At 57.2% G+C, this 22,314-nt stretch carries 22 protein-coding genes; 15 read left to right on the top strand and 7 right to left on the bottom strand.

What is annotated here, in order from left to right; translation table 11 throughout:
* Positions 1–40: 40 nt before the first annotated feature.
* Genes nagA through FIU92_RS20330 form a run of 4 tightly spaced genes read right to left on the bottom strand, consistent with a single transcriptional unit; the run spans position 41 to position 3,841 of the window.
* Positions 41–1,174, bottom strand: coding sequence for an N-acetylglucosamine-6-phosphate deacetylase (nagA, locus tag FIU92_RS20345; RefSeq protein WP_152460528.1), 1,134 nt, complete (start codon positions 1,172–1,174; stop codon positions 41–43).
* The gene (locus FIU92_RS20340; RefSeq protein ID WP_152460527.1) at positions 1,171–2,199 is read right to left on the bottom strand and encodes an SIS domain-containing protein; all 1,029 of its coding nucleotides are present in this window, start codon (positions 2,197–2,199) and stop codon (positions 1,171–1,173) included. The genes nagA and FIU92_RS20340 overlap by 4 nt, the downstream gene beginning before the upstream one ends.
* 12 nt (positions 2,200–2,211) lie before the next feature.
* Positions 2,212–2,967: a GntR family transcriptional regulator gene (locus FIU92_RS20335; protein WP_152460526.1), complete on the bottom strand. Its 756-nt coding sequence runs from the start codon at positions 2,965–2,967 to the stop codon at positions 2,212–2,214.
* Complete coding sequence (locus tag FIU92_RS20330) at positions 2,954–3,841, bottom strand: BadF/BadG/BcrA/BcrD ATPase family protein (protein WP_152460525.1); 888 nt, start codon at positions 3,839–3,841, stop codon at positions 2,954–2,956. Before FIU92_RS20330 ends, FIU92_RS20335 begins: the two co-directional genes overlap by 14 nt.
* Before the next feature lie 158 nt (positions 3,842–3,999).
* Here FIU92_RS20330 and FIU92_RS20325 point away from each other — a divergent pair, with 158 nt between their 5' ends.
* The 6 genes from FIU92_RS20325 (at position 4,000) to FIU92_RS20300 (ending at position 10,021) form a co-directional block, all read left to right on the top strand.
* Entirely contained in the window at positions 4,000–4,923 is a 924-nt protein-coding gene (locus tag FIU92_RS20325) for an N-acetylmuramic acid 6-phosphate etherase (protein ID WP_152460524.1), read from the top strand.
* Positions 4,920–6,170 (top strand): ABC transporter substrate-binding protein, encoded by a 1,251-nt coding sequence (locus FIU92_RS20320; RefSeq protein WP_152460523.1) that lies wholly within the window; start codon positions 4,920–4,922, stop codon positions 6,168–6,170. Before FIU92_RS20325 ends, FIU92_RS20320 begins: the two co-directional genes overlap by 4 nt.
* Before the next feature lie 63 nt (positions 6,171–6,233).
* Positions 6,234–7,148, top strand: coding sequence for a carbohydrate ABC transporter permease (locus tag FIU92_RS20315; protein ID WP_152460522.1), 915 nt, complete (start codon positions 6,234–6,236; stop codon positions 7,146–7,148).
* Between the two features lie 10 nt (positions 7,149–7,158).
* A complete protein-coding gene (locus FIU92_RS20310; protein WP_152460521.1) occupies positions 7,159–7,998 on the top strand; it encodes a carbohydrate ABC transporter permease in 840 nt (279 codons plus the stop codon).
* Positions 7,995–9,029: a Gfo/Idh/MocA family protein gene (locus FIU92_RS20305; RefSeq protein WP_152460520.1), complete on the top strand. Its 1,035-nt coding sequence runs from the start codon at positions 7,995–7,997 to the stop codon at positions 9,027–9,029. Before FIU92_RS20310 ends, FIU92_RS20305 begins: the two co-directional genes overlap by 4 nt.
* Positions 9,026–10,021, top strand: a complete 996-nt coding sequence (locus tag FIU92_RS20300) for an ABC transporter ATP-binding protein (protein ID WP_152460519.1) — start codon at positions 9,026–9,028, stop codon at positions 10,019–10,021. Before FIU92_RS20305 ends, FIU92_RS20300 begins: the two co-directional genes overlap by 4 nt.
* Positions 10,022–10,080: 59 nt before the next feature.
* On the opposite strand, the gene FIU92_RS20295 is transcribed toward FIU92_RS20300, so the two are convergent.
* Positions 10,081–12,312, bottom strand: a complete 2,232-nt coding sequence (locus FIU92_RS20295) for a CHASE2 domain-containing protein (RefSeq protein ID WP_254705397.1) — start codon at positions 12,310–12,312, stop codon at positions 10,081–10,083.
* A gap of 57 nt (positions 12,313–12,369) precedes the next feature.
* Positions 12,370–13,197 (bottom strand): FecR domain-containing protein, encoded by an 828-nt coding sequence (locus FIU92_RS20285; protein WP_253282476.1) that lies wholly within the window; start codon positions 13,195–13,197, stop codon positions 12,370–12,372.
* Between the two features lie 653 nt (positions 13,198–13,850).
* On the opposite strand from FIU92_RS20285, the gene FIU92_RS20280 reads away from it, so the two are divergent.
* The 8 genes from FIU92_RS20280 to FIU92_RS20245 all read left to right on the top strand — a co-directional run bounded on the left by FIU92_RS20280 (position 13,851) and on the right by FIU92_RS20245 (position 20,922).
* Entirely contained in the window at positions 13,851–14,279 is a 429-nt protein-coding gene (locus FIU92_RS20280) for a hypothetical protein (RefSeq protein WP_152460518.1), read from the top strand.
* Positions 14,276–14,941, top strand: coding sequence for a MotA/TolQ/ExbB proton channel family protein (locus FIU92_RS20275; RefSeq protein ID WP_152460517.1), 666 nt, complete (start codon positions 14,276–14,278; stop codon positions 14,939–14,941). The genes FIU92_RS20280 and FIU92_RS20275 overlap by 4 nt, the downstream gene beginning before the upstream one ends.
* Positions 14,942–14,972: 31 nt before the next feature.
* Complete coding sequence (locus FIU92_RS20270; protein ID WP_152460516.1) at positions 14,973–15,299, top strand: biopolymer transporter ExbD; 327 nt, start codon at positions 14,973–14,975, stop codon at positions 15,297–15,299.
* Positions 15,300–15,303: 4 nt separating this feature from the next.
* Complete coding sequence (locus FIU92_RS20265) at positions 15,304–15,681, top strand: biopolymer transporter ExbD (protein WP_152460515.1); 378 nt, start codon at positions 15,304–15,306, stop codon at positions 15,679–15,681.
* Positions 15,678–16,826, top strand: coding sequence for an energy transducer TonB (locus tag FIU92_RS20260; protein ID WP_152460514.1), 1,149 nt, complete (start codon positions 15,678–15,680; stop codon positions 16,824–16,826). Before FIU92_RS20265 ends, FIU92_RS20260 begins: the two co-directional genes overlap by 4 nt.
* Before the next feature lie 235 nt (positions 16,827–17,061).
* A complete protein-coding gene (locus FIU92_RS20255) occupies positions 17,062–18,948 on the top strand; it encodes a DUF3604 domain-containing protein (RefSeq protein ID WP_254705396.1) in 1,887 nt (628 codons plus the stop codon).
* Between the two features lie 157 nt (positions 18,949–19,105).
* Positions 19,106–19,936 carry a peptidyl-prolyl cis-trans isomerase gene (locus FIU92_RS20250; protein ID WP_152460512.1) on the top strand — a complete coding sequence of 277 codons (831 nt, stop codon included), beginning with the start codon at positions 19,106–19,108 and terminating at the stop codon, positions 19,934–19,936.
* Entirely contained in the window at positions 19,933–20,922 is a 990-nt protein-coding gene (locus FIU92_RS20245) for a HupE/UreJ family protein (protein WP_152460511.1), read from the top strand. The genes FIU92_RS20250 and FIU92_RS20245 overlap by 4 nt, the downstream gene beginning before the upstream one ends.
* A 162-nt stretch (positions 20,923–21,084) precedes the next feature.
* On the opposite strand, the gene FIU92_RS20240 is transcribed toward FIU92_RS20245, so the two are convergent.
* Positions 21,085–21,999 carry an AraC family transcriptional regulator gene (locus tag FIU92_RS20240; RefSeq protein ID WP_172978549.1) on the bottom strand — a complete coding sequence of 305 codons (915 nt, stop codon included), beginning with the start codon at positions 21,997–21,999 and terminating at the stop codon, positions 21,085–21,087.
* A 90-nt stretch (positions 22,000–22,089) separates the two neighbouring features.
* On the opposite strand from FIU92_RS20240, the gene FIU92_RS20235 reads away from it, so the two are divergent.
* Complete coding sequence (locus FIU92_RS20235) at positions 22,090–22,311, top strand: hypothetical protein (protein WP_152460509.1); 222 nt, start codon at positions 22,090–22,092, stop codon at positions 22,309–22,311.
* Positions 22,312–22,314: the final 3 nt, after the last annotated feature.

Here is a 22,314-nt window from a genome sequence, read left to right as displayed (position 1 = left end):
TGCGCGCGCTGGGCAGCCGGTCGGATCAACGAGGATTGGGTCAGGGTTGCACCGGTCTGACCCCGGACAGATCCGGGGCAATCCGTATCATGTGCGACAGGTCAGGTGTCAGCCCTTTGCTTTTAGCGGAAATCATCCCAAGCGGAACGCTTGTTGCTGCGGCGAGTGCATCCTGAACGGGGATCTCTGCTTGTTCCGTCAGAACCCGCACCGCTTTTGTCAGGCACAAGTCGGCCCCGGCCAGAGTGCCGTCCTCCAAAGTCAGCCTGCCGTTCTCCCGCCGGATGCGGCGTCCCTCCAACCGAAACTCGGTCAGTGACGTTCCGGCGACCGCCATCGCATCGCTGACAAGGAAAATCCGCCCTGGTCCGCGCTTGGCGGCCCAGGCAATCCGCATCGTATCGGGATGTACATGGATGCCATCCGCGATCAAGCCCGCCGATAACGACCCGCAGGATAGCGCCGCGCCGACCAATCCCGGTTCACGACTGCCAAGCTGGCTCATTGCATTGAACAGATGCGTTGCGCACTGCGCCCCGGCCCTTGAAAACGCCTGGCAGGTTTCAAAAGGCGCGTCCGTATGCCCCAGAGAAACGATGACCCCCGCGCGCTTCAATTCTTCAACCTGTTGCAGAGTTGTGCTTTCGGGCGCCAGCGTCACCATCAATGCGGGCAGGTGTTTTGCGGCGTCGATCAGAATTTCCAGATCGGTTTGCTGCATCGGGCGGATCAGGGCGGCATCATGTGCACCCTTGCGTCGCACAGACAGGTGCGGACCTTCCAGATGCAGGCCCGCAATGCCGGGAACACCCGTCTGAACGGCCTTGATGGCGGCATCAATCGCGGCCCGGGTTTTCTCGGCCGTGTCCGTGATCAGGGTTGGCAGGATGCGAGTGGCACCCAGCGCGCGATGAGCGCTGGCGATTTGGGTCAGCGTGTGAACCGATGGATCGTCGTTGAACATCACGCCCCCGCCGCCGTTCACCTGCAAGTCCGCATAGCCGGGGCTGAGGATGTCGCCATGCAGATCCTCGATCTGGTCGTCCTGCGCGATCTGGGCCGCAGGTAGCAACGCATCCAGCACACCGTTTCTGAACCGTGCGGCGTATCCTTCACGCAATTCAGTGCCATCGAAGATCGGGCCACCCGCAAAAGTAACAGTAGAGCTGGTCATACCGTTTCCGTCACTTTTTTCAGATGGCGTGGTGTGTCCGGGTCGATCCCGCGTTGTGTGGCCACCTTTTCCACCATGCCATAAAACGCAGCGATTGTCGGTATCGGGTCCGTCATCCAATGCGACGTCCGGACATGGGGCAGTTCTGTGGCGTGTTTCACGCGGCCGGTTGTGGCGAAAACCACAGCGCCTTTGGACGCCAGTGCGTCCGCAACTTCGGCCAGATTGTCCTCTGCTGCATCCCCGGACGACAGGGCAAGCACGGGAAAGCCCTGATCCACGATGGAAACCGGGCCGTGCAGAACCTCGGCCGCCGAATAGCTTTCTGCGTGGATCTGGCAGGTTTCCTTGAATTTTAACGCGGCTTCGTTGGAGATTGCCAAAGACAGGCCCCGACCCAAGGTAAACAAAGACCGACCGTCCACCGCGTCCGCCACGGCGCTCCAGTCGCAGGCGATTGCGGTCGACAAACTGTTTGGCAGCCCATGGATTGCGCGTAACAGGTGATCATCGCGCTTCACCTGCGCAATCAGCCACAGCCCGGCGACCAGAGACGTCACGAATGTCTTTGTCGCCGCCACGCTCAGTTCGGGGCCCGCGTGAATGGGCAGTGTTGCCGCAGCCGCCTCGGCCAGGGTAGAGGCAGGGTTGTTCGTGATCGCGACCGAGTAAGCCCCGCCGGATGTGAGCGACTGCGTGAGCTGCACGATATCCGGGCTCTGACCGGATTGTGAGACAGAGATGCAGATTGCATCCTCGCAACGCATGTCGACCCCGTAGATGGATTTCACCGACGGTCCGACCGAAGCCATCGGCAAACCAAGCAACAGTTCCGAGGCGTATTTCAGAAAACTGCACGCATGATCCGAGGATCCGCGCGCCACCGAGATCAGGAACCGCGGGTCGCGGGCCCGGATCTCGTCGGCGGTTTGCGCGATCAAATCTGCACCTTCGGTCAGAAGGCGGTCTACGGCGTCGGGAATCTCATCGATCTCGCGCCGCATCTGAGTGGTTGTGTCAGGCATTTTCCCAGGCTTTCAATTTGACAGGCGCAGCTCGGCCACAAAGTCATAGGCGTCACCGCGGTAGATCGAGCGGGTCAATTCAGCGACCCGCCCGCTTTTCAGATATGAGGTGCGTTGAATCCGAAGCCCGGCCGTACCTTCCGCAACATCCAGAAGCTCTGCCTCGGGCGGTTCGAGGTTGATGGCCGAGATTTTCTGGATCGCGCGCACCGGTCGCAGACCAGATTGTTCAAGAACAGAGTAAAGTGATCCCGTCACTTCGGTGGGGTTCGGCAGGATATCGAGCGGAAGGGCCGCTTTTTCCAACGCCATCGGGCGTCCTCCTGCCTCTCGCAGGCGGTAGATACGCGCGACCTGTTCATTTGCCGACAAGCCCAATGCCATCATTTCTTCCGGGGATGGCAGGAAAACCCCACGTTCCAGCCATGTCGAGGTCGTCTTGAGCCCGCGCCGCTCCATGTCTTCGGTGAACGATGTCAGATGGGACAGCGATTGTTCAACCTTCGCGACGGGTTCGCGAACAAAGGACCCAGACCCCTGCCGTTGTTCGATTGCACCTTTGCGCACCAGTTCATGAATGGCCTTGCGCACGGTCACACGGGACAGGTCGGTGATCTCGGCGATTTCTCTTTCAGGGGGCAGCGAACTGTTGGGAGGCAGGATGCCGTCCTTGATCCCTTGTTCAAGGCGTTGACGGAGCTGTACATAGCGCGGGCCCGAGCTGTGCCCCAACCATCCTTCGGGCCGCAGGAAATCAGCTATGTTCATGTTCGATTTCCTCCAGATACGCCTTTGCCAATGCAAGTGCGCCGGACAGTGGATCGCCCGCGGGCTGGACCAGAGCAGATTGCATATCCGCAGGCAGGTACGGCGCGTAAAGGGGGCCGATTCCGCCGGTCAGACAAACGGGCAGGCCGACGTTCCAGCCCAATTTCTTCATCACGTCGATCAGATAGCCCGCACCATCCCGCAGGATGGATCCGGCCAAGTCGTCCCCGCGATTGGAAAGCTCGGTCACAAGCGGGGCGAGGGCGCCAAAGTCCGATGGCGTCATGTCAGCGGCGGCCCGTACAATTCCCGCGGCATCGCCAAATCGAGACAGCAGATCCTGCGTCAATGCCGAAGGGCCGGTCGTGCCGTCCGTTTGCTCCAGCGTCTTCGCCAGCGCCCGTTTGCCAACCCATTGCGCGGAAGCCTGATCGCCCAGAACAGGGCCCCACCCGCCGGCAAACTTCATCGTGCCACCCCTTTGCATGGCGACAAAAGAACCGGTACCGCAATGTGCAACAAACCCGTCCATCGCCCCCAATGCGCCACGCAAAGCTGCTGCGCGATCATCTTCGATCCGGACGTGCCGAAATGGCAATGCCGTCGCAAGTTTCCGGGCAATCGCGTCACCTGTTATCCCGGCCAGGCCCAGATAGGCGGGTGCTTGCGCAAGTTCCTCGGGCGAACGGCCCGTCTGAACGGCCAGAGCTTCCAGGCCGCGCCGCAGTTCGATGCAGGCGGCCTCGAAATCCGTGGACACGTTTGCCGCGCCAACTTCGACCCTGTGTGTTTTGCCATCGACAAAAGCGGCGACGCGGCAGCGCGTTCCGCCCCCGTCGGCGGCCAGGAACATGGGATTTGATGACTTTACCATAAACATACCTTTATAATACCTTTTGCGTGTTTTGAAGTCCTAATTGCGACCAAAGTGGCGAATATCATGCTATATCAGCCAAAAATATCGAAAAAAATAAATGGTAGACTAATGGTATTTAAAAGGTATGATATCGAGAGTTCTTGGGGGAGAATCACGTGATTACGCCGGCGACAGAACAATTGCATCAGGATGCGTATGGGCTTGATACCCGTCCGCTAGCCGAAGTGGCCGGCCTGCTGGCGCGGTCGCAGGTGTCAGCGGCGACGGCAGTGCTTGAAGCGCTTGGCCCGATTTGCAGCGGGGCGACCGCCATGGCCCAGACGATCCGGTCGGGCGGCACGCTTCGATATCTTGCGGCGGGGTCTTCCGGCCTCATGGCGGCCTCGGACGCGCTGGAGCTTAGCGGAACCTTCTCCATCCCGTCGCAGCAGATCCGCATTCATATGGCGGGTGGAATGCCGACCACGGCAGACATGCCGGGGGATGTAGAGGACGCTGTTGATGGGCTGGCGCAAGAGGTGTCGGATATGGTTGCCAATGATACGCTCATCGCGGTCTCGGCCAGCGGCACCACGCCTTATACCGTCGCCGCCGCAAAACTGGCGCGCGACAGGGGGACGCCCGTGATCGGGATTGCAAACAACGCGGATTCGCAATTGTTGCAACTGGCGGACCATGCCGTTCTGCTTGCGACCCCTCCGGAATTGATCTCGGGCTCCACCCGGATGGGGGCCGGCACTGCGCAGAAAATAGTCCTCAATACGTTGTCGACGCTGATGGCCATCGAGCTTGGGCATATTCAGGACGGCATGATGATCAATCTGCGGGCGGACAATGACAAACTGCGCGCACGCGCCAACGGAATCGTGTGCCAGCTTACCGGCGTATCACCTGAACGTGCTGATGATGCCCTGAGGGCCGCGGATGGGAACCTGAAATGCGCGGCACTTTTCGCCGCAGGTGCCGTATCGGTCGAGGATGCACAAAAGCGACTGGCTGCAACGAATGGCCGTCTGCGTCATGCGATGAACCGGCTGAATGAAGATAACGAACATAGCAACCTGGGAGAAACCAAATGAAACGCAAAATTCTGAGCCTGGCTCTGATGAGCACGGCGCTGGTCACAAGCGCCTATGCGCAAGATGCCACGCTGACGATCGAAAGCTGGCGCAACGATGATCTCGCCCTGTGGCAGGAAAAGATCATCCCTGCATTCGAGGCGGCCAATCCAGGTATCAAAGTTGTTTTCTCGCCTTCAGCCCCGGCGGAATACAACGCGGTTCTGAACTCGAAGCTGGAAGCCGGATCCGCCGGTGATCTGATCACCTGCCGCCCGTTCGATGCTTCTCTGGCGCTGTACGAAGCGGGCCATCTGACCGACCTGTCCGATCTGGATGCGATGGACAATTTCTCGGACGTCGCCAAATCGGCGTGGCAGACAGACGATGGGTCGGCCAGCTTTTGTGTTCCGATGGCATCGGTGATCCACGGTTTCATCTACAACAAGGATGCGTTCAACGAACTGGGTCTGGAGGTTCCGACCACCGAGGCAGAATTCTTTGAAGTGTTGGACAAAATCAAGGAAGACGGCACCTATATTCCGATGGCAATGGGCACCAATGACCAGTGGGAAGCCGCAACGATGGGCTATAACAATATCGGCCCCAACTACTGGAAAGGTGAAGAAGGCCGTCTGGCGTTGATCCGGGGCGAGCAGAAGCTGACCGACCCTCAGTGGGTCGCGCCCTTTGCCACTTTGGCGAAATGGGCCGATTATCTGGGTGACGGATATGAGGCGCAGACCTATCCCGACAGCCAGAACCTGTTCACCTTGGGCCGCGCTGCAATTTATCCGGCGGGCAGCTGGGAGATTGCAGGCTTCAACACCCAGGCAGATTTTGAGATGGGCGCCTTCAAGCCGCCGGTCCAAAATGCCAGTGACACCTGCTATATTTCGGACCATACCGATATCGGCATAGGTCTGAACGCTGCCAGTGAAAACCAGGAGGCTGCCCGCACGTTCCTGGCCTGGGTCGCAAGCCCGGAGTTCGCCAGCATCTTCGGCAATGCGGTTCCCGGTTTCTTTCCTCTGTCCAATACTCCGGTTGAACTGGAAGATCCCCTTGCCAAGGAAATCGTCGGATGGCGGGATGAGTGTGAAAGCACCATCCGTTCGACCTATCAGATCCTGTCACGTGGCACGCCCAACCTCGAAAACGAGACCTGGGGTGCATCCGTTGCGGCCATCAAGGGCACCGAAAGCCCCGAGGCTTTGGGCAAGAAACTGCAAGACGGGCTGGCCAGCTGGTACGCACCGCATCAGTAAGACCTGAACCACTCTCACCGGACGCGGCCCGTCGCGTCCGGCACCTTTTCCCCGGAGATCCCCATGCAGACCCGCCGCATACGCTGGCACATCGCCGTTTTTCTTGCACCTGCGGTGCTGGTTTACACGGCGGTGATGATCCTGCCCTTGTTCAACACGCTCCGCCTTGCGCTGTTTACCGAAGTCGATCAGGCGCGTGTGTATGTGGGGTTGGAGAATTTCCGAACCTTGTTCCTTGATCCGCTCTGGTCCGCGCAATTCTGGAATGCGCTGGGCAACAACTTCTGGTTCTTCCTGATCCACATGCTGGTGCAGAACCCCATCGGCATCGCTTTGGCCGCGATCCTGTCACACCCGAGGCTGCGCTTTGCCGCACTGTACCGGTCGGCCATTTTCATTCCGACGATCCTGAGCTTCGTGATCGTGGGTTTTGCCTGGAAACTGATCCTGTCTCCGCTTTGGGGGATTGCGCCCTCGATGCTGGACGCGGTTGGCTTGAAAACCCTGTTCGCGCCTTGGCTGGGCAAGGAAGAATACGCGCTGACAACTCTGGCGCTTGTCTCGGTCTGGCAATTTGTCGGTATCCCGATGATGCTGATCTATGCGGCCCTTCTGTCGATCCCCGAAGAAATTCTTGAAGCCGGAGAGATCGACGGGATCACAGGAGCTTCGGCTTTCTGGAAAATAAAACTGCCGCTGATCCTGCCCTCGATCGGGATTATCTCGATCCTCACATTCGTGGGCAATTTCAACGCGTTTGACCTGATCTATGTCTCTCAGGGCGCGCTGGCTGGGCCGGATTTTTCGACCGACATCCTGGGCACTTTCATGTACCGCACGTTCTTTGGCTTCCAGCTGCAACTGGGTGATCCGTATATGGGATCCGCCATTGCCGGCGCCATGTTCGCCATCATCCTTGTGGGTGTTTGCATTTACCTTTTCGGCATCCAGACCCGGATGCGCCGGTACCAGTTGTGAGGGCTCTGCAATGAACAAGGCACGCTCGAATCCACTGAATACCGCCGCAATGCATGGTGCGCTGATCCTTTACACTTTGATCGCCCTGTTCCCGGTTTTCGTAATCATCATCAACAGCTTCAAAACGCGCCGGGCCATCTTTCGCGAGCCGCTTGCCTTGCCTGATGCCGAAAGCTTTTCCTTGATCGGCTACCAGACCGTGATGAAGCAGGGGGATTTCTTTCTCTACTTTCAGAACTCGCTGATCGTCACCGTGGTTTCACTGGCCATTATCCTTCTGTTCGGCGCCATGGCCGCCTTTGCCCTCAGCGAATACCGGTTCAAGGGCAACATGTTGATGGGGCTTTATCTGGCGCTTGGGATCATGATTCCGATCCGCATCGGCACCGTGGCGATCCTGGAGATGATGGTCGCCACAGGGCTTGTGAACACGCTCTGGGCCCTGATCTTCGTCTACACGGCACAGGGTTTGCCGCTGGCGGTGTTCATCCTGTCCGAGTTCATGCGCCAGGTCAGTGATGACCTGAAGAATGCGGGGCGCATCGATGGGCTTTCGGAATACACGATCTTTTTCCGGTTGGTGCTGCCTCTGGTCCGGCCTGCCATGGCGACCGTCGCCGTGTTCAACATGATCCCGATCTGGAACGATCTCTGGTTCCCCTTGATCCTGGCACCCGCTGAAGAGACCAAAACCCTGACGTTGGGCAGCCAGGTCTTCATCGGCCAGTTTGTGACCGACTGGAACGCGGTTCTGTCCGCGCTCAGCATGGCGATCCTGCCGGTTCTGGTGCTCTACGTGATCTTCTCGCGCCAGCTGATCCGTGGCATCACCTCAGGAGCTGTCAAATGACCCGGGTTCTGATCGCTGGTCTTGGCAACATGGGTCTGAGCCATGCCTTGGCCCATCATCGTCACCCCGACGCACGGATCGTGGGGCTGGTCAATCGCACAGGTCAAGTAGACCATCACGACCTGTCAGGCTATCCGGCCTTTTCGGATTTTCAGGCGGCACTGGCCGAGACAAACCCCGATCTGGTCGTCGTCGCAACCTATTCCGACAGCCACGCAGACTTTGCCTGCGCCGCAATGGAAGCAGGTGCGCATGTCTTTGTTGAAAAACCACTGGCCACGACGGTTGCGGACGCCAGACGCGTGGTCGCAAAAGCAGTGGAAACCGGCCGGAAACTGGTGATCGGATATATTCTGCGGCACCACCCGTCATGGATGCGACTGATCTCGGAGGCGCGCGATCTCGGCGGGCCGTATGTCTTCCGTCTGAACTTGAACCAGCAAAGCAGCGGGGCCGAATGGGAAACCCACAAGGCCTTGATGCAGACGACATCGCCTATCGTCGATTGCGGCGTGCATTACGTCGATGTGATGTGCCAGATCACCGATTCCGATCCCGTCCGCGTGCATGGCATGGGCCTGCGCCTGAGTGATGAGATTGCCGAAGACATGTACAATTACGGCCAGTTTCAGGTGATTTTCGAAGACGGCTCGGTCGGCTGGTACGAGGCCGGCTGGGGCCCGATGATGTCCGAGACCGCCTTTTTCGTGAAAGATATCGTGTCACCCAACGGATCGGTTTCAATCACGGATGGCAACAAGGGCGCATCCGCGGATATCGACGGCCACACCAAGGTTGGCGGCCTTCTGGTCCACCGCCCTGACGGCGACCGGATAATAGAGATGCCGGATGAGCCCGGCCATCAGCAACTCTGCGATGCCGAGCAAGCCTATATGCTGCGCGCCATCGCCGAAGATATCGATCTGACCCGCCACATGAACGATGCCGTGCAATCGCTGGCCATCTGCCTGGCCGCTGATGAAAGCATCCGTACCGGCCAACCCATTTCGCTGAAAGAGGCACGCACATGACCGCCCTGACGCTGCAAAACGTGAACAAATCCTTCGGCACCGTCGAGGTCCTAAAGGATATCAACATCGACGTTGACGAGGGTGAATTCGTCGTCTTCGTCGGCCCCTCGGGCTGTGGCAAATCCACCCTTCTGCGTGTCATCGCGGGGCTCGAGGATGTGACGTCGGGCGAAGTGCGCATCGGCGGAGAGCTCATGAATCTCACCCCGCCTTCGAAACGCGGTATCGCGATGGTGTTCCAGAGTTACGCTCTCTATCCCCACTTGAACGTGCGCAAGAACATGTCATTGGCGTTGAAACAGGAGGGCCAGAGCAGGCAGGTCATCGACGAGCGTGTCAAAAGGGCAAGCAAGATGCTGAACCTCGAACCTTACCTTGACCGGTATCCTTCCGAACTGTCCGGTGGTCAGCGCCAGCGCGTCGCCATCGGTCGTGCCATCGTCCGGGAACCAAAGCTGTTCCTGTTCGACGAGCCGCTGTCCAATCTCGATGCGGCCCTGCGTATGAATACACGGTTGGAAATTGCGAACCTGCACCGGCAGCTTGACGCTTCGATGATCTACGTGACCCATGACCAGACCGAGGCAATGACTCTTGCCGATAAAATCGTCGTTCTGCGCGACGGGCGTGTGGAACAGGTCGGCAGCCCGATGGAGCTTTACAACAATCCTGCCAACCAGTTCGTGGCCGGTTTTCTTGGGGCGCCGTCGATGAATTTCTTTCCTGCCAGCATGATCGGCGAAAGCGCAGACATTACAACGGGGATCCGGCCGGAAGACCTGTTTTTGTCTGACGACGGTCCGGTGGTCGCAAACGTCACCCATGTCGAGCATTTGGGCGGTGACACCAACGTGATTGCCATGATGCAGGATCACCAGATCACCGCGCGCCTGTTCGGGCAGCATCAGGTTGAAGCCGGTCAGAGCATCCGATTTGGCTATTCTCCGGGCAGGGTCTATCGCTTCGACGCACAGGGTGCGCGTCTCGCGTGACACTCACTGACGCAGGGCTCTGGGGGCCGAAGTCAGCCGAGTTTTCGATGCAGCGCCGCCTAAACACCACCGGCTATTCTGGTGTTTCGGGTGAACATGACAGGCCCAGATGATGCGACCGCGCGGAAATCGGCCGCGCGACCTGCCAAAGCGCGATAGAACTGGCGCAATCCGGGTTCGATATCTGCGGCAAGTTCTTCGCAATGCTGACACATGCGCAGGATGTCGCCCTGAGGCTTTCGGGTTCTCAATGCTGCGATCAACTTACCGTGCCGTGCAACGAGTTCCTGGAACGCGTCCGTCTTCCGCAAAGCGGAATCTCCAACCAGAACAAAAACGGGCTCTGGGTTGGCTTTGCCTTTCAGGTCAACATGGCCTGCCTGCAAAAATGCCAGATCATCTCGACCGGCTTGATACACCGCGTCTGAGACGATTATGTCATACTCGACCGTTCGACAGCATTGTTCGATCCGTGCCGAAACATTCACGACGTCTCCGATAACCGTATAGTTGAACCGTTTTTGCGATCCGATGTTGCCGACGCAGGCCTGCCCCGTGGCGATTCCGGTTGCCAGCGCTATCGGCTTTCGGTTCCGCATGATCTCGGATGCATTGAACTGTGCCAAGGCACGCCGCATCCTGAGCGCAGCAAGCCCTGCGCGGCATGGATGGTCCGTGACGGGTAAAGGCGCGTTCCAGAAGGCCATGATGGCGTCACCGATGAACTTGTCGATCGTGCCACGCTCATGCAGGATCTGATCTCCAAGCTTGGAAAACAGCGCGTTCAGCAAGGATACAAGTTCCGTTGCCGACGCCGACTCGGACAGAGCGGTAAATCCCCGGATATCCGAAAACATCACGGTGATTTCCTGACTTTCTCCGCCCAATTGCAGCTGGTGGCCCGAATTCTCCATTTCATCAAGGATTTCCGGGGCCACGTAATGCGAAAAGACTTTTCGAATCTGGCGCTTTTCGCGCTCGGTCGAAACAAAAAGATACCCCGCCAGCAGACCGAAATTTGCGATGCCTCCAATCAGAGGAAAGGTGGCATCGAACAGGATGGATTGGTTTTGAAAAACCAGCCAGCTGATGGCAAGAACGGCTGCGGCGGCTATGCCACCGGCGATGAAGGATGCGATGGCGCCAAAGCTGGACATGACCGCAATCACCACAAGCCCCAGAAACGCAAAGGCAAGCAGTTCCTGTGCTGCGGTCACGTCAGACCGGCTGAGCATATCACCGGTCAGAATCTGTTCGATCATCTGGGCATGAATAGAAACACCGGGGACGCTTTCGCCAAGTGCTGTCTGGTGAATATCGAACAAACCGGCAGCGGAGGTTCCGATCAGGATTATTCTTCCTTCGATTTCGGATCGCAGCCCGGGGTCTTCAGTACCTTCCAGGACATCCCTGGCTGAAATGTAAAGGTCGGGGCTGTCCCGCCGGTACTTCAGCCAAAGCTCGCCATTCTCGGTTGTCGGTAAACGGTATCCGGCGATTTCGACGGCCAGCATGATGCCAGCCTCGTCAGGCGCGCCTTCCACGAAAATGCTGGTCTCACCCAGGGCGACCCTGAGGGCTTCGACGGCAAGGCTTGGCAGCGGACCGTCCGGACCGTTCCAGAGAACCGGCGCCCGTCTTACGATGCCGGTTCCTCCGATGGGCGAGACATTGACCCCGCCGACACCCGCCGCCGCCCGATCCAATGGTGGCGCGATCGGCGTCCAATGCGGAACCGAGATCAGCCCCTCGGCAGGGCTTTCCCCGAATTCAATGATTCCGGCCTTGGCCGCAATGGGCTCACCTTTGGCCGACAATCGCGCGGCCACGCCCAGCACCACGGGCCAGTAGGCCATTTCCATCCCAAGCAAGACATCGTTGTCCAGCTTTTCGGCATGGCGTTCCACAGTCAGTACGCCCGCCAGCGATGGATCATTCAGAAGGCGAGACGGCGAATACCGGTCAGGTTCAGCAAACAGCATGTCGAACGCAATCGTCGCGGCGCCGTAGTCACCCAGATTTTGAACCAACTGCGCAACCAAAGTGCGGGGCCAGGGCCATTGTCCAAAGCTGGCAAGCGAGACCTCATCGATATCCACGACGCGCACGGGGAGTTCGGGATTGAACTCCCGCGGGGATAATCTTTGCAAAACGTCGAAATAGATCAGGCGCGTCATTCGAACCGGGTACGGATCCCACGCCCGGATGAAGCAACCCAAAAGGATCAGACCCAGCCCCACGAGGCGGAAGGCCCATCGCCCGTTCCTGGATTTCCGCGCCTTGTCGCTCACACCATCCTCCAGACAAATGGAACTGGAACTGCGTGTTCAACAGCAATTCCCGAGCAATTACGGATCAGTTTCTTCCCGCTCTGGTTCGTCCCGTTCGGGCTCCTCAGGTTCCGGTTCTTCCCGTTCGGGTTCCTCATGTTCAGGTTCTTCCGGTTCAGGTTCTTCCTGCTCCGGTTCTTCTCTGTCGGGCTCTTCCTGCTCTGGTTCTTCGCGTTCGGGTTCTGCATGGTCCGGTTCTTCTCTTGCCGGTTCATTGTTCGCGGAAGGCGAAGGGCCAGTGACCGTATTCTGCGCTTCGCGTTGCTGAGGAGGGTCCCTACGGGCTTCCGACCGGTCTGTCTCGATGCGCCGTATGGGCGCTCCATCACCTGAGCACCCTTCAACGCGTACCTGCAAAGGGGGCAGCAGCCCTTCCTGGGACTGAACGAATGGAAACCCGCTTTTCAGCGCTTGTTCGTATTGCGCCTGATCGGCAGGCCGTCCTACTCCTCCGTCTCCGCTTGTTGCGAACATGCTGCATTGACGCCCCGAAGATCTGCACGCGCCCTGACTGCCGCACATGCGGACCGTACCTTGCAGGACAAGCATCGCGCTTTGTTTTTCCGACACGATCCACATGTCGAAGGTGGTGCCGCGCACGGCCATTGTCGCCGACGGAGTCCTGATCGAGTAAGCTCTCTTTCGGCTTTTCCCGGAAATAAACCGAAAACTGCCACCCAAGGCCTGAACGGCAAAGCTCTTGGCTTTGCGGTTATTTCGCAACATGGACACATCCAGAACCATGCGTGCGTTGGGGCCAATGGCAATCTTGGTGTCATCCACAAAAACGATTTGGATTACGCCAGTCTGATCAGTGCTGAGCGCGTCGCCGGACGCAACCTCCATTCCTGAATAAACGGGTTGTGCTTTTCCCGCGCGAACAACTTGGGCGCCTTGTTTGACGCTAATAATTTTTCCGATGTTGGCGATGGTCTGCGACGGTATAGCCACGACAACGCAAAGAACCATTACAATCTTTAACAACGACAAACTCGAACCCCTTCCCCCAATGGGCTTTAAAGCACGGAAGCCGCGCTGTGCTCGACGCTTGCCTCTCAAAAAGCATGTTATTATTATTCATATGCATTAAAAATGTAGACAAATATGCATTATTTTTCGCGCTTTTAGCAAGAATTAAGTGAAAACGACGTTCAAAAACCGCTTTGAGTGATTTTCTGTGAAGACTGGATAGAGCGCAGTTTCGCGCCTTTTGTTGCGGCTTAAGCACCTGATTGGAAAAAGTGCGACTTTTCAAATTAGATTCGACATCGACTTGCTGGTTGTCCGGATGCGCGGAGCAGCTTTGGGCACAGTTGAAATTCTGATTGCGCACCGTATGTCTTGCCGTGAACGTACGTATATCAACACGCGCTGACGACCCTTTTACTTTACCACCCTTCGCGGCTCTTTAATGTAACATGTCCCTCGGGTAGAAACGCAGATGGGCAAGCTGACGGTCGCTGCCCGATTATTCCAGCGCTGCAACACGGAGTCTGTTCATGCTGTTTCGTCGCATTATGGTCGCGGCCATGTTTTCTGGCTGTTTGCTGTCCACAGCGTCTGCACAATCCGATTCCGCTGCACGGCTCTTTGTGGAGCTGAACTCGGCCGAGGATGTCGCCAGCGCGTGCAGGTTGACGTTTCTGGTCAAGAATGAAACCGGGCAGCCGATCGACGGTGCCGTGTTCGAAACCGTCATTTTCGACACCGAAGGTGGTGTGTTGAACCTTTCTCTGTTCGATTTTCGCGATCTGCCCGCCGACCGGCCCCGGGTGCGCCAGTTCGACCTTCCCAACAGAACATGTGACACAGTTGGACAAGCCTTGATCAACGGCGCGAACTCCTGCGTCGTGGATGGTACCGAAAGCGACATATGCGACAGCACCCTCACGCTGAGCAGCAGGGTGGAAATGGAGTTGTTGGGATGAGTCCTATAGCCGCACTTCGTGAGATTTTTGACCTCGGCGGGCCGGTGGTGGCGATATTGATCGCCATGTCGGTTTTGACGCTGGCTGTCACCCTCTACAAACTCTGGCAATTTGCAGCCTGCGGTGTCGGGCGGCACAAGGTTCTGTCTGAAGCTCTGGCAGCCTGGGACGCAGGAGATCACAGTGCCGCGCGCGCAAGGCTGGCGGACAGCAGCAGCTATCTTGCCCCTATTGTGGGCGCGGCGATGAACGCATCTGGTGTTCCAGGGGCCGATGACCGGCTGGATGCCGAAGCGGGTCTGGCGCTTGCCGGGCTGGAACGCGGGTTTCGTTTGCTAGACACCGTGGCGCAGTTGGCGCCTTTGCTGGGTCTTTTTGGTACGGTTCTGGGTATGATCAGTGCTTTCCAAAGCTTGCAAACCGCTGGATCATCGGTTGATCCGTCACTTTTGGCCGGCGGGATCTGGGTGGCCCTGATCACCACGGCTGTGGGTCTGGCCGTTGCGATGCCAACTTCGATGGTTTTGTCCTGGCTTGAAAGCCGAACCGCACGCGAGCGTGTTTTTGCGGACAAGGCTTTGCGTACGGTTCTGGTTCCCGGTCATTCCATCCAAAGCACAGAGGCGGCGGCACAGGTCCCGGTCGCCCCAGAGCATGCGTAACACTGCGCCTTTTGTGCGGCGGCGCATGTCGATGACACCCCTTATCGACGTGATCTTTCTGCTTTTGCTGTTTTTCATGCTGTCCTCAACGTTTTCGCGGTTCAGCGAGATCGAGTTGAGCAGCGCCGCCACAGGCGGGAATGCCGACGCTGCACCGCCCGAGCGCCTTTTCGTGCAACTTGGCCCCGCACGTGTTGTCCTGAACGGCCAACCCCTGTCGCTTGAGGAATTGTTCGATCAGGTCCAGGCCGGTCAGGTGCTGGTAAGCCTTGATCCCGGGACAACCGCGCAACGTCTTGTGGACCTGCTTGTCCCTTTGCGCGGGCGCGAAGGTTTGACAGTCAGGGTGTTGGAGTGAGGCAATGATCCGTTACATCCGACCCGGTCGAAATCGCGATTCCACAATTCCGCTGATCAACGTCGTCTTTCTGATCCTGATCTTTTTTCTGATTACGGGTACGATTGCACCGCCATTGGATCCCGATCTGGATCTGGTGAATACTGCGGATCTTGACGGCCGCGAGCCGCCGGATGCGCTTGTTCTTCATAGGGACGGGACATTGAGTTTTCGCGGCAATCCGATCGAGGCAGAAGCTTTCATGGCCGCGCATGACTCGGGGCCCGTGCGGATCGTTCCAGACAGGAATGCGTCGGCCTCTCGATTGATGGAGATCACCAGCAGTTTGCGCCGGTTGGGTGCGCCAACCGTTTTTCTGGTGACCGAACAGGCCCTCGAATGATCAGGCGGTCCGTTTTTGTTGCAATCATTGCAATTTCGATTTCCGTACTGGTGCATCTGATCGGCCTGATTGTCACGGTACCAGATTTGTCAGACCCGGCTTCCGGGGAACCCGGTACCGACACGATCGAACTCAGCAACGCGTTCGAAGAGTTGGCCGATACCACGATCGAACCCGTACCGCCTGCGCCGGATGAACCGCCAACCCCTCCGGTGGAACCGCCAACCCAGCCGCAGGAGGCAGAAGTTCCGACAAGTGATGCCCGCGTGGCCTCGCCGAATCCGCAAGAGACGTTCACGCCCGATACCGGGGATTCAACGATTATCCAGCCGAGGGCGCCGGATGAGGTTGTCGTGGACCCTGTAGACCAGAACCTGGAGGACGAAGGCGAAGCCGCCGAAGCTGAAGGCGCTGTGTCGGCAAGGCCCGAAGCGTTGGCCGAAACACCCGAGGTGCCGAAGGAAGAGGCGGTTGCTCCGGTTGAGCCTTCTTCTGCCGAAGAACCGGTGTCCGAGGAACAGCAACAGATTGCCGCGTTACCGGTCGAGGTGGCTCCTATTGTTCCGGAAAACACGTCCCCACTTGAACCTGTAATACCGGAAGAAGCGTCGGAACCTCTGGATGACGACGCCGAACTGACCGTACCCGATGCAAGCGTGGACGGATCCGAACAGGCCGTGGCCACGTCATTGCGGCCTCGCCTTCCAGACCGACGCCCGCAACCCACTCTGCGGGGTGCGTTGGATCCGTCAAGCAACTTTGATGCTCTGAGATTTCCGGAACAGACGATTGAATCACCTCTGGCGACGTATCAAAGAGAGGGTGTCGACGCCTTCCGACAAAACCGGGGCGGCACCCGTTCAGGCGGGCGGGGGCCGGGAAATTCGGACACCACGAACTATGCGGGTCAGGTTCTTGTTCATCTGAACAGGGCGCCAATCGTTTACGTTGCCGGTCGTGGCTATGCGCGGGTGTTTTTCCAGATTGACCCGGATGGTTCATTGGCTTGGGTTGATGTCGTCGAAAGCTCTGGCTCGCCGGAAATAGAGCGCGCAGCCAAAGAACAGGTTCGAACCGCCGCACCTTTCCCGCGCCCGCCTGGGGGCGTCAGCCGGAAGCTTTCATTTTACTATCAGATAAGATGATCCGACGAGTCTTGTCAGGTGAACACGATTAGCGATCTCCCTAAGGGCTTTCGCCGAATTCCCTGATTGCGCGGGTTTGCAGCTCTCAGATTAAAAAAACCCGTTGGCCAATAGAATGTGATATAAGAAAATGGGAATATAATAATGGCGCGATGAAATTCGCCCTCACAGCTGAGTATTCCTGAACTGGGAGGTCACTTTGTTTCGGAAATCTGCTTGCATAATCTCACTCGTATTGGTCCCTGCTGTTGTTGGTGCCGACGCCGTACCCAGCGAAGATGCTGCCGAGGGATTGTTTTCTGATCAGCCCTATTCCCCTTACGCCCAACGCACATTTCCTGAACGCCCATTATGGGGAGACACTCACCTTCACACCGGGCTTTCGCTGGATGCGGGTGCTTTCGGGAACACCTTGCTGCCGGATGAGGCGTGGCGTTTCGCCAAGGGTGAGCAGGTCATTTCTTCAACAGGTCAGCCGGTAAGACTGTCACGACCATTGGATTGGATGGTTCTCACCGATCACACGGACCTGATGGGGTTCGCGCCGGATTTGCAGGCTGGCAAGCCGGGCGTTCTTTCTGATCCCAAAGGACTGGAGTGGTACGAGGGGTACAAGGCCGGCGGGGAAGAAGCCGGTAAAGCGGCTTTCGACATCATCACCAATTTTTCGCAAATGACACTGCCGGAAATCCTGCTGGAATCCTACAGCCCCGGTGCCGATGCGTTTGCCTTTACCTGGGAAAGCATCGTTCTGGCGGCAGAGCGGCACAATGACCCCGGCACCTTTACCGCTTTCATCGGTTTTGAATGGACCTCGGTACCGAAAGGGTTCAACTTGCACCGCAATGTCATGCTGCGCGATGGGCCAATCAGGGCGCTTCAAATGGTGCCGCCGGTCACGCAACCGCCCTACGGTGATACGGATCCAAAGGCGCTTTATGCCTGGCTTGAAGAGTATCAGGAAAAAACGGGGGGGCGTGCAGTTGCCTTTGCCCATAACGGGAACCTGTCGAATGGGTGGATGTTCCCGACCGAAGACACGTATCACGGCGGCAAGGTTGACGAGGATTATGTCGCGGACCGCGCAAAATGGGAGCCCCATTACGAAGTCACCCAGATAAAGGGCGACGGAGAAGCGCATCCTTTCCTGAGCCCGGATGACGAATTTGCCGATTACGAGAACTGGGACGTCGGCAATCTGGACATAACCGAGTTAAAAACCGATGACATGCTGGCAGGAGAATACGCCCGAGAGGCATTGAAACGCGGATTGATGCTGGAAGAAAAGTTTGGCGTGAACCCCTATAAATTCGGCATGGGGGGTGCGACGGACAGCCATACCTCTCTGGCCACGGCCGAAGAAGACAACTTCTTTGGAAAATCCGTCAGCGTCGAACCCTCAGCCTCGCGTATCAAGCATCCGTTTATAGCCAATGACCTTGGTGAAATTCCCGGCGACCTGCTTGTCGCCTCCGGATACACGGCCGTATGGGCTACCGAGAATACACGCTCGGCGATCTTTGACGCGTTCAAGCGCCGCGAAACCTATGCAACGACCGGGCCAAGGATCGGCCTGCGGTTCTTTGGCGGATGGGATTTCAGTGAAGCAGATGTTGAAACCCGTTTCCTAGCCAATGTTGGTTATACCAAAGGGGTGCCAATGGGTTCGGACCTGCGCCCGCGCGAGGGTGAGGCTGCGCCAAGCTTCCTGATCGCCGCTCTGCGCGACCCGGTTGGTGCCAATCTGGACCGTGTTCAAGTGATAAAGGGATGGCTCGATTCTGAAGGTGCCTTGCAGGAAAAGGTCTACGACGTCGCATGGTCGGATAACCGCGAGGTCGATCAAAACGGCAAAGTCCCTGCGGTTGGAAACACTGTGGACGTGGAGACTGCCAGCTGGACCAACACAATCGGAACGGCCGAACTTGTCACCGTATGGTCAGACCCGGATTTCGATCCGAATGCACGCGCGTTTTACTACGTCCGCGCCATCGAAATTCCAACGCCGCGTTGGATCCTGTACGACAAGTTGAGATACGGTATCGAATTGCCCGAAGATGCAGTGCTTACGCATCAGGAACGCGCCTATTCGTCCCCGATCTGGTACACCCCGGCAGAGTGATCCGTTCTGCGATTGGAACACAAGCCGAGTCAATGACCTTACCTCGGTGCGTCCTTCGCGTTACTGTAACACGCGGAGGGCATCATCATGCAAAACCCGACCCGATGACGCCAACATTTGAACAAACAATCTGGCCACGTTTCACGCAGGAGGCTTGATGCGAGTACTGAAAGAACCTTTGCTCCATTTTTTTTTGATTGGGGCGGCAATTTTTGTTTGGTTCCATATTGCAGCACCGGAAAGCGAGAGCGTTGAAGATTTTGAGAAAATAACACTCGACGAGAATGACGTTGCGCTTTTGTCTGCTCGTTTCGAAGCGCAGTGGAAACGCCCTCCAAGCAATGCGGAACTGAAGGCTTTGGTCGACGCATCCATTCGCGAAGAGGTTCTGGTCAGAGAGGCAAGACAACTTGGTCTGGATCGCGGAGATCCCTTGATAAGGACCCGGCTGAGCCAAAAAATGGATTATCTGACCGAAGCCATTGCCACTTCCATCGTTCCGAATGACGAAGATCTGGAGGTTTTTCTTCAGGAAAACGCGGAACGCTATGCAACGCCTGTCATGGTGGCCTTTAATCAGGTCTTTCTTGGAGAGGAGCCCGGAGAGGCCGAAATCGAGAAAGCCCTCGCCAGCCTGCGCGCCAAGCAGGACATTTCCGATCTGGGCGGTTCGACCTTGCTGCCGGCGTCAATGCCTTTGTCCGCGACGCGGGTTGTCGAGTCGGTCTTTGGAGGAGGGTTTTCGAAAAGCATCACAGAGGTCGAAACAGGTCAGTGGACGGGTCCGATCCGGTCAGGTTACGGTATCCACTTTGTCGAGGTCGTTGCTGTCGAGCCCAGCCGAACACCGCCACTTGCTGAAATTCACAATACGGTGCTGCGGGACTGGCGCCGCGCGATGAGTGAAGATCTGGCGCAAGCGCAATATCAGTCTCTGGCCGAAAAATACGAGATTGTGGCCCCCGATCTTTCAGGCCCGGCCAAATGAGAACCTTGATCTGCTTCCTGTTTGCGCTGCTTTTTGTGTGGCCTGCAAATTTCGCTGCTGCGCACGCGCTTGATCCGGGATATCTGGAAATTCGTCAAATTGCCTCTGACAGCTGGAGCGTTCATTGGCGAAAGCCCGACGTGAATGGCCAACCGATGGCGATTGACGCAGTTTTGCCAGATGGCTGCACACCGGCGCGTGGCCCGGATCCCGTTTCCGACGGTCGAGGGTGGGTTTCGTCGTGGGTCGTCGAATGCCAGGCGGGTATCGCGGGCCAACCCATTGCCATTGAGGGCCTTGAGACTCAGAGAAACGACGTGCTGGCGCGTGTACATCCCCAGGATGCGCAACCTACTACGCTTCGTTTTACACCGGATATCAATGTCCAAATCATACCTTCTGAACAGTCGACATGGTCAGTGTTTGCCGCATATTCCCAGTTGGGGTTTGAACACATATTGGAGGGTTGGGATCACCTTCTGTTTGTCTTCGCGCTGTTTGTTCTGGTACGCGATCCATGGAAACTTGTCGGAGCCGTAACAGCGTTCACACTTGCGCATTCAATAACCTTGGCGCTGGCAACGATGGGCGTTTTGAATGTTCCCGGACCACCGGTCGAGGCCGTTATCGCGTTGTCCATCGTTTTTCTGGCGATGGAGATCGTCAAAGGCGGCGAAGGACGGTTCCGGCTTTCAAAACAGAAACCCTGGATCGTTTGCTTCGGGTTCGGGCTTTTGCACGGCCTAGGTTTTGCAGGAGCATTGGCTGATATCGGGTTGCCTCCTGACGATATTCCCGCGGCATTGCTGGCCTTCAACCTCGGTGTCGAAGCCGGGCAGCTGAGTTTTATTGCTGCCTTGGCTCTTCTGATGGCGACCTGGCGGCTGATCGCGCTTCCGGTTGGCAAACATGCCACGGTCTTGACCGCGTATGGCATCGGGTCAGTGTCAATGTACTGGCTGATAGAACGCGTAAGTGGATTTTGAACCGCAGCGAAGTCGCGAGAGTTGAGCAAGATTTTGTGGATCATGACGGCGCATGTGCCTGAAATGGAATGCGGCCCGAGCCTGACCTGCTGAGCTTTTACGCCGTGTCGGATTTGCTTCCATGAAAGGTCATGGTCACAAATAGAACAAAGCCATGTGTTTTCAATCGACAGTGGCCGATGGCAATTCGCCGAAACACTTTTTGTAATCTTGTGAGAACTGCCCGATATGCCAAAAGCCATATCGGTTTGCGGCGTCAGAAATTGACAGATCTTTGCCTTGCTCTGCAAGCAGGCTGCGAACCCTGTTGAGGCGGAGCCTTGTGTAATAGGCCTTTGGGCCGATACCGAATTTTTCGTTGAACGCGCGTTCCAATGTGCGCAATGACACACTGATATCCCCGCAGATCTCGCTGATGGGGACGTTTTCGTCCGGGGTCGCCGTCATCCGATCAATGGCCGCAGCAAGTGCCAGAGCTTTTCGGTTTATCCGCGGTTCCCTGCGATCCGCCCCGCCCCCCAAAGCGATCCGCAGTATCTCTTCGATCAAATGGGTTTCGCCCTGTTCTGACGAATTTGGGTTCGCCAACAAAGTCTGAATGTTGTTCAAAAGCGCAGTCGAGCGATCAGGTGGCGTTGCAGGCAACAAAAATGCCCCGAATTCTGTATCAGAGACTGCGATCCCCAGCTTCTCGCCTATTTTCATCGCATTCTCAGTTTCAACGGTCATCGTATATCCGCCGAACCCGCTGTCGCTGATACAGTCGAACTCATCGCCGCTGCCGAAGGACAGAAACGGTGGCGTTTCGATGCTGGTACCGTTCCAGTCCGTCAGTCTTGAATGGGTAGGGATGCCAAATGTGATGTGCCCCTTCGGAGACGCGCCGATCTGGTGCACACGCCGCGAGAAACCAAACTTCATAACGGAAATCAGCGGGCCGGATCTGACCTTGAAATCAGCCTGCATTTCGCCGTCTTCGATCTGACGGAAATCCATATCCCATTTGGATATTGCGGCGATTTGGTTCGGATCACGGAAAGTGGCCGCAAAAAACCGGGGCGCTTCGGGCGGGGCCAAGTCTAGTTTTGTCGATTTTTTGATGCGGTGCAAAACATCTCCCCTGTAGTTTGCATGAAAAGCTTAGTCGAAACATAGGAATATGTTCAAATGAAATTGCCCGATCCGCTTGCCGCGCCCAAACGTGGTCGCCCTCCGCTTCCGAAAGCAGAAGTGCGGTCGGAACGGATCGTGACCCTCCTTACACCCTCACAGCGTCACAGGCTTACGCGTCTTGCGGATTTAACCGGTCAGACGCTTTCCAGTGTCGCCCACGATCTTATCGCACAGGGTCTGGAGCGAGAAGAAAACCCAAGGAAGAAGGAAACCTAAAGA

Source organism: Ruegeria sp. THAF33 (assembly GCF_009363615.1).
GTDB lineage: Bacteria > Pseudomonadota > Alphaproteobacteria > Rhodobacterales > Rhodobacteraceae > Ruegeria.
Note: the sequence above shows the minus strand (reverse complement) of the source record. Positions and strands in the feature narration are given on the sequence as shown.

Bases quoted from the DNA above. Each gene is read 5' to 3' on its own strand.
- nagA (WP_152460528.1), bottom strand. From the start codon at position 1,174: ATGACCAGCTCTACTGTTACTTTTGCGGGTGGCCCGATCTTCGATGGC.
- FIU92_RS20340 (WP_152460527.1), bottom strand. From the start codon at position 2,199: ATGCCTGACACAACCACTCAGATGCGGCGCGAGATCGATGAGATTCCC.
- FIU92_RS20335 (WP_152460526.1), bottom strand. From the start codon at position 2,967: ATGAACATAGCTGATTTCCTGCGGCCCGAAGGATGGTTGGGGCACAGC.
- FIU92_RS20330 (WP_152460525.1), bottom strand. From the start codon at position 3,841: ATGGTAAAGTCATCAAATCCCATGTTCCTGGCCGCCGACGGGGGCGGA.
- FIU92_RS20320 (WP_152460523.1), top strand. From the start codon at position 4,920: ATGAAACGCAAAATTCTGAGCCTGGCTCTGATGAGCACGGCGCTGGTC.
- FIU92_RS20315 (WP_152460522.1), top strand. From the start codon at position 6,234: ATGCAGACCCGCCGCATACGCTGGCACATCGCCGTTTTTCTTGCACCT.
- FIU92_RS20310 (WP_152460521.1), top strand. From the start codon at position 7,159: ATGAACAAGGCACGCTCGAATCCACTGAATACCGCCGCAATGCATGGT.
- FIU92_RS20305 (WP_152460520.1), top strand. From the start codon at position 7,995: ATGACCCGGGTTCTGATCGCTGGTCTTGGCAACATGGGTCTGAGCCAT.
- FIU92_RS20300 (WP_152460519.1), top strand. From the start codon at position 9,026: ATGACCGCCCTGACGCTGCAAAACGTGAACAAATCCTTCGGCACCGTC.
- FIU92_RS20285 (WP_253282476.1), bottom strand. From the start codon at position 13,197: ATGGAGGTTGCGTCCGGCGACGCGCTCAGCACTGATCAGACTGGCGTA.
- FIU92_RS20280 (WP_152460518.1), top strand. From the start codon at position 13,851: ATGCTGTTTCGTCGCATTATGGTCGCGGCCATGTTTTCTGGCTGTTTG.
- FIU92_RS20275 (WP_152460517.1), top strand. From the start codon at position 14,276: ATGAGTCCTATAGCCGCACTTCGTGAGATTTTTGACCTCGGCGGGCCG.
- FIU92_RS20270 (WP_152460516.1), top strand. From the start codon at position 14,973: ATGACACCCCTTATCGACGTGATCTTTCTGCTTTTGCTGTTTTTCATG.
- FIU92_RS20265 (WP_152460515.1), top strand. From the start codon at position 15,304: ATGATCCGTTACATCCGACCCGGTCGAAATCGCGATTCCACAATTCCG.
- FIU92_RS20260 (WP_152460514.1), top strand. From the start codon at position 15,678: ATGATCAGGCGGTCCGTTTTTGTTGCAATCATTGCAATTTCGATTTCC.
- FIU92_RS20250 (WP_152460512.1), top strand. From the start codon at position 19,106: ATGCGAGTACTGAAAGAACCTTTGCTCCATTTTTTTTTGATTGGGGCG.
- FIU92_RS20245 (WP_152460511.1), top strand. From the start codon at position 19,933: ATGAGAACCTTGATCTGCTTCCTGTTTGCGCTGCTTTTTGTGTGGCCT.
- FIU92_RS20235 (WP_152460509.1), top strand. From the start codon at position 22,090: ATGAAATTGCCCGATCCGCTTGCCGCGCCCAAACGTGGTCGCCCTCCG.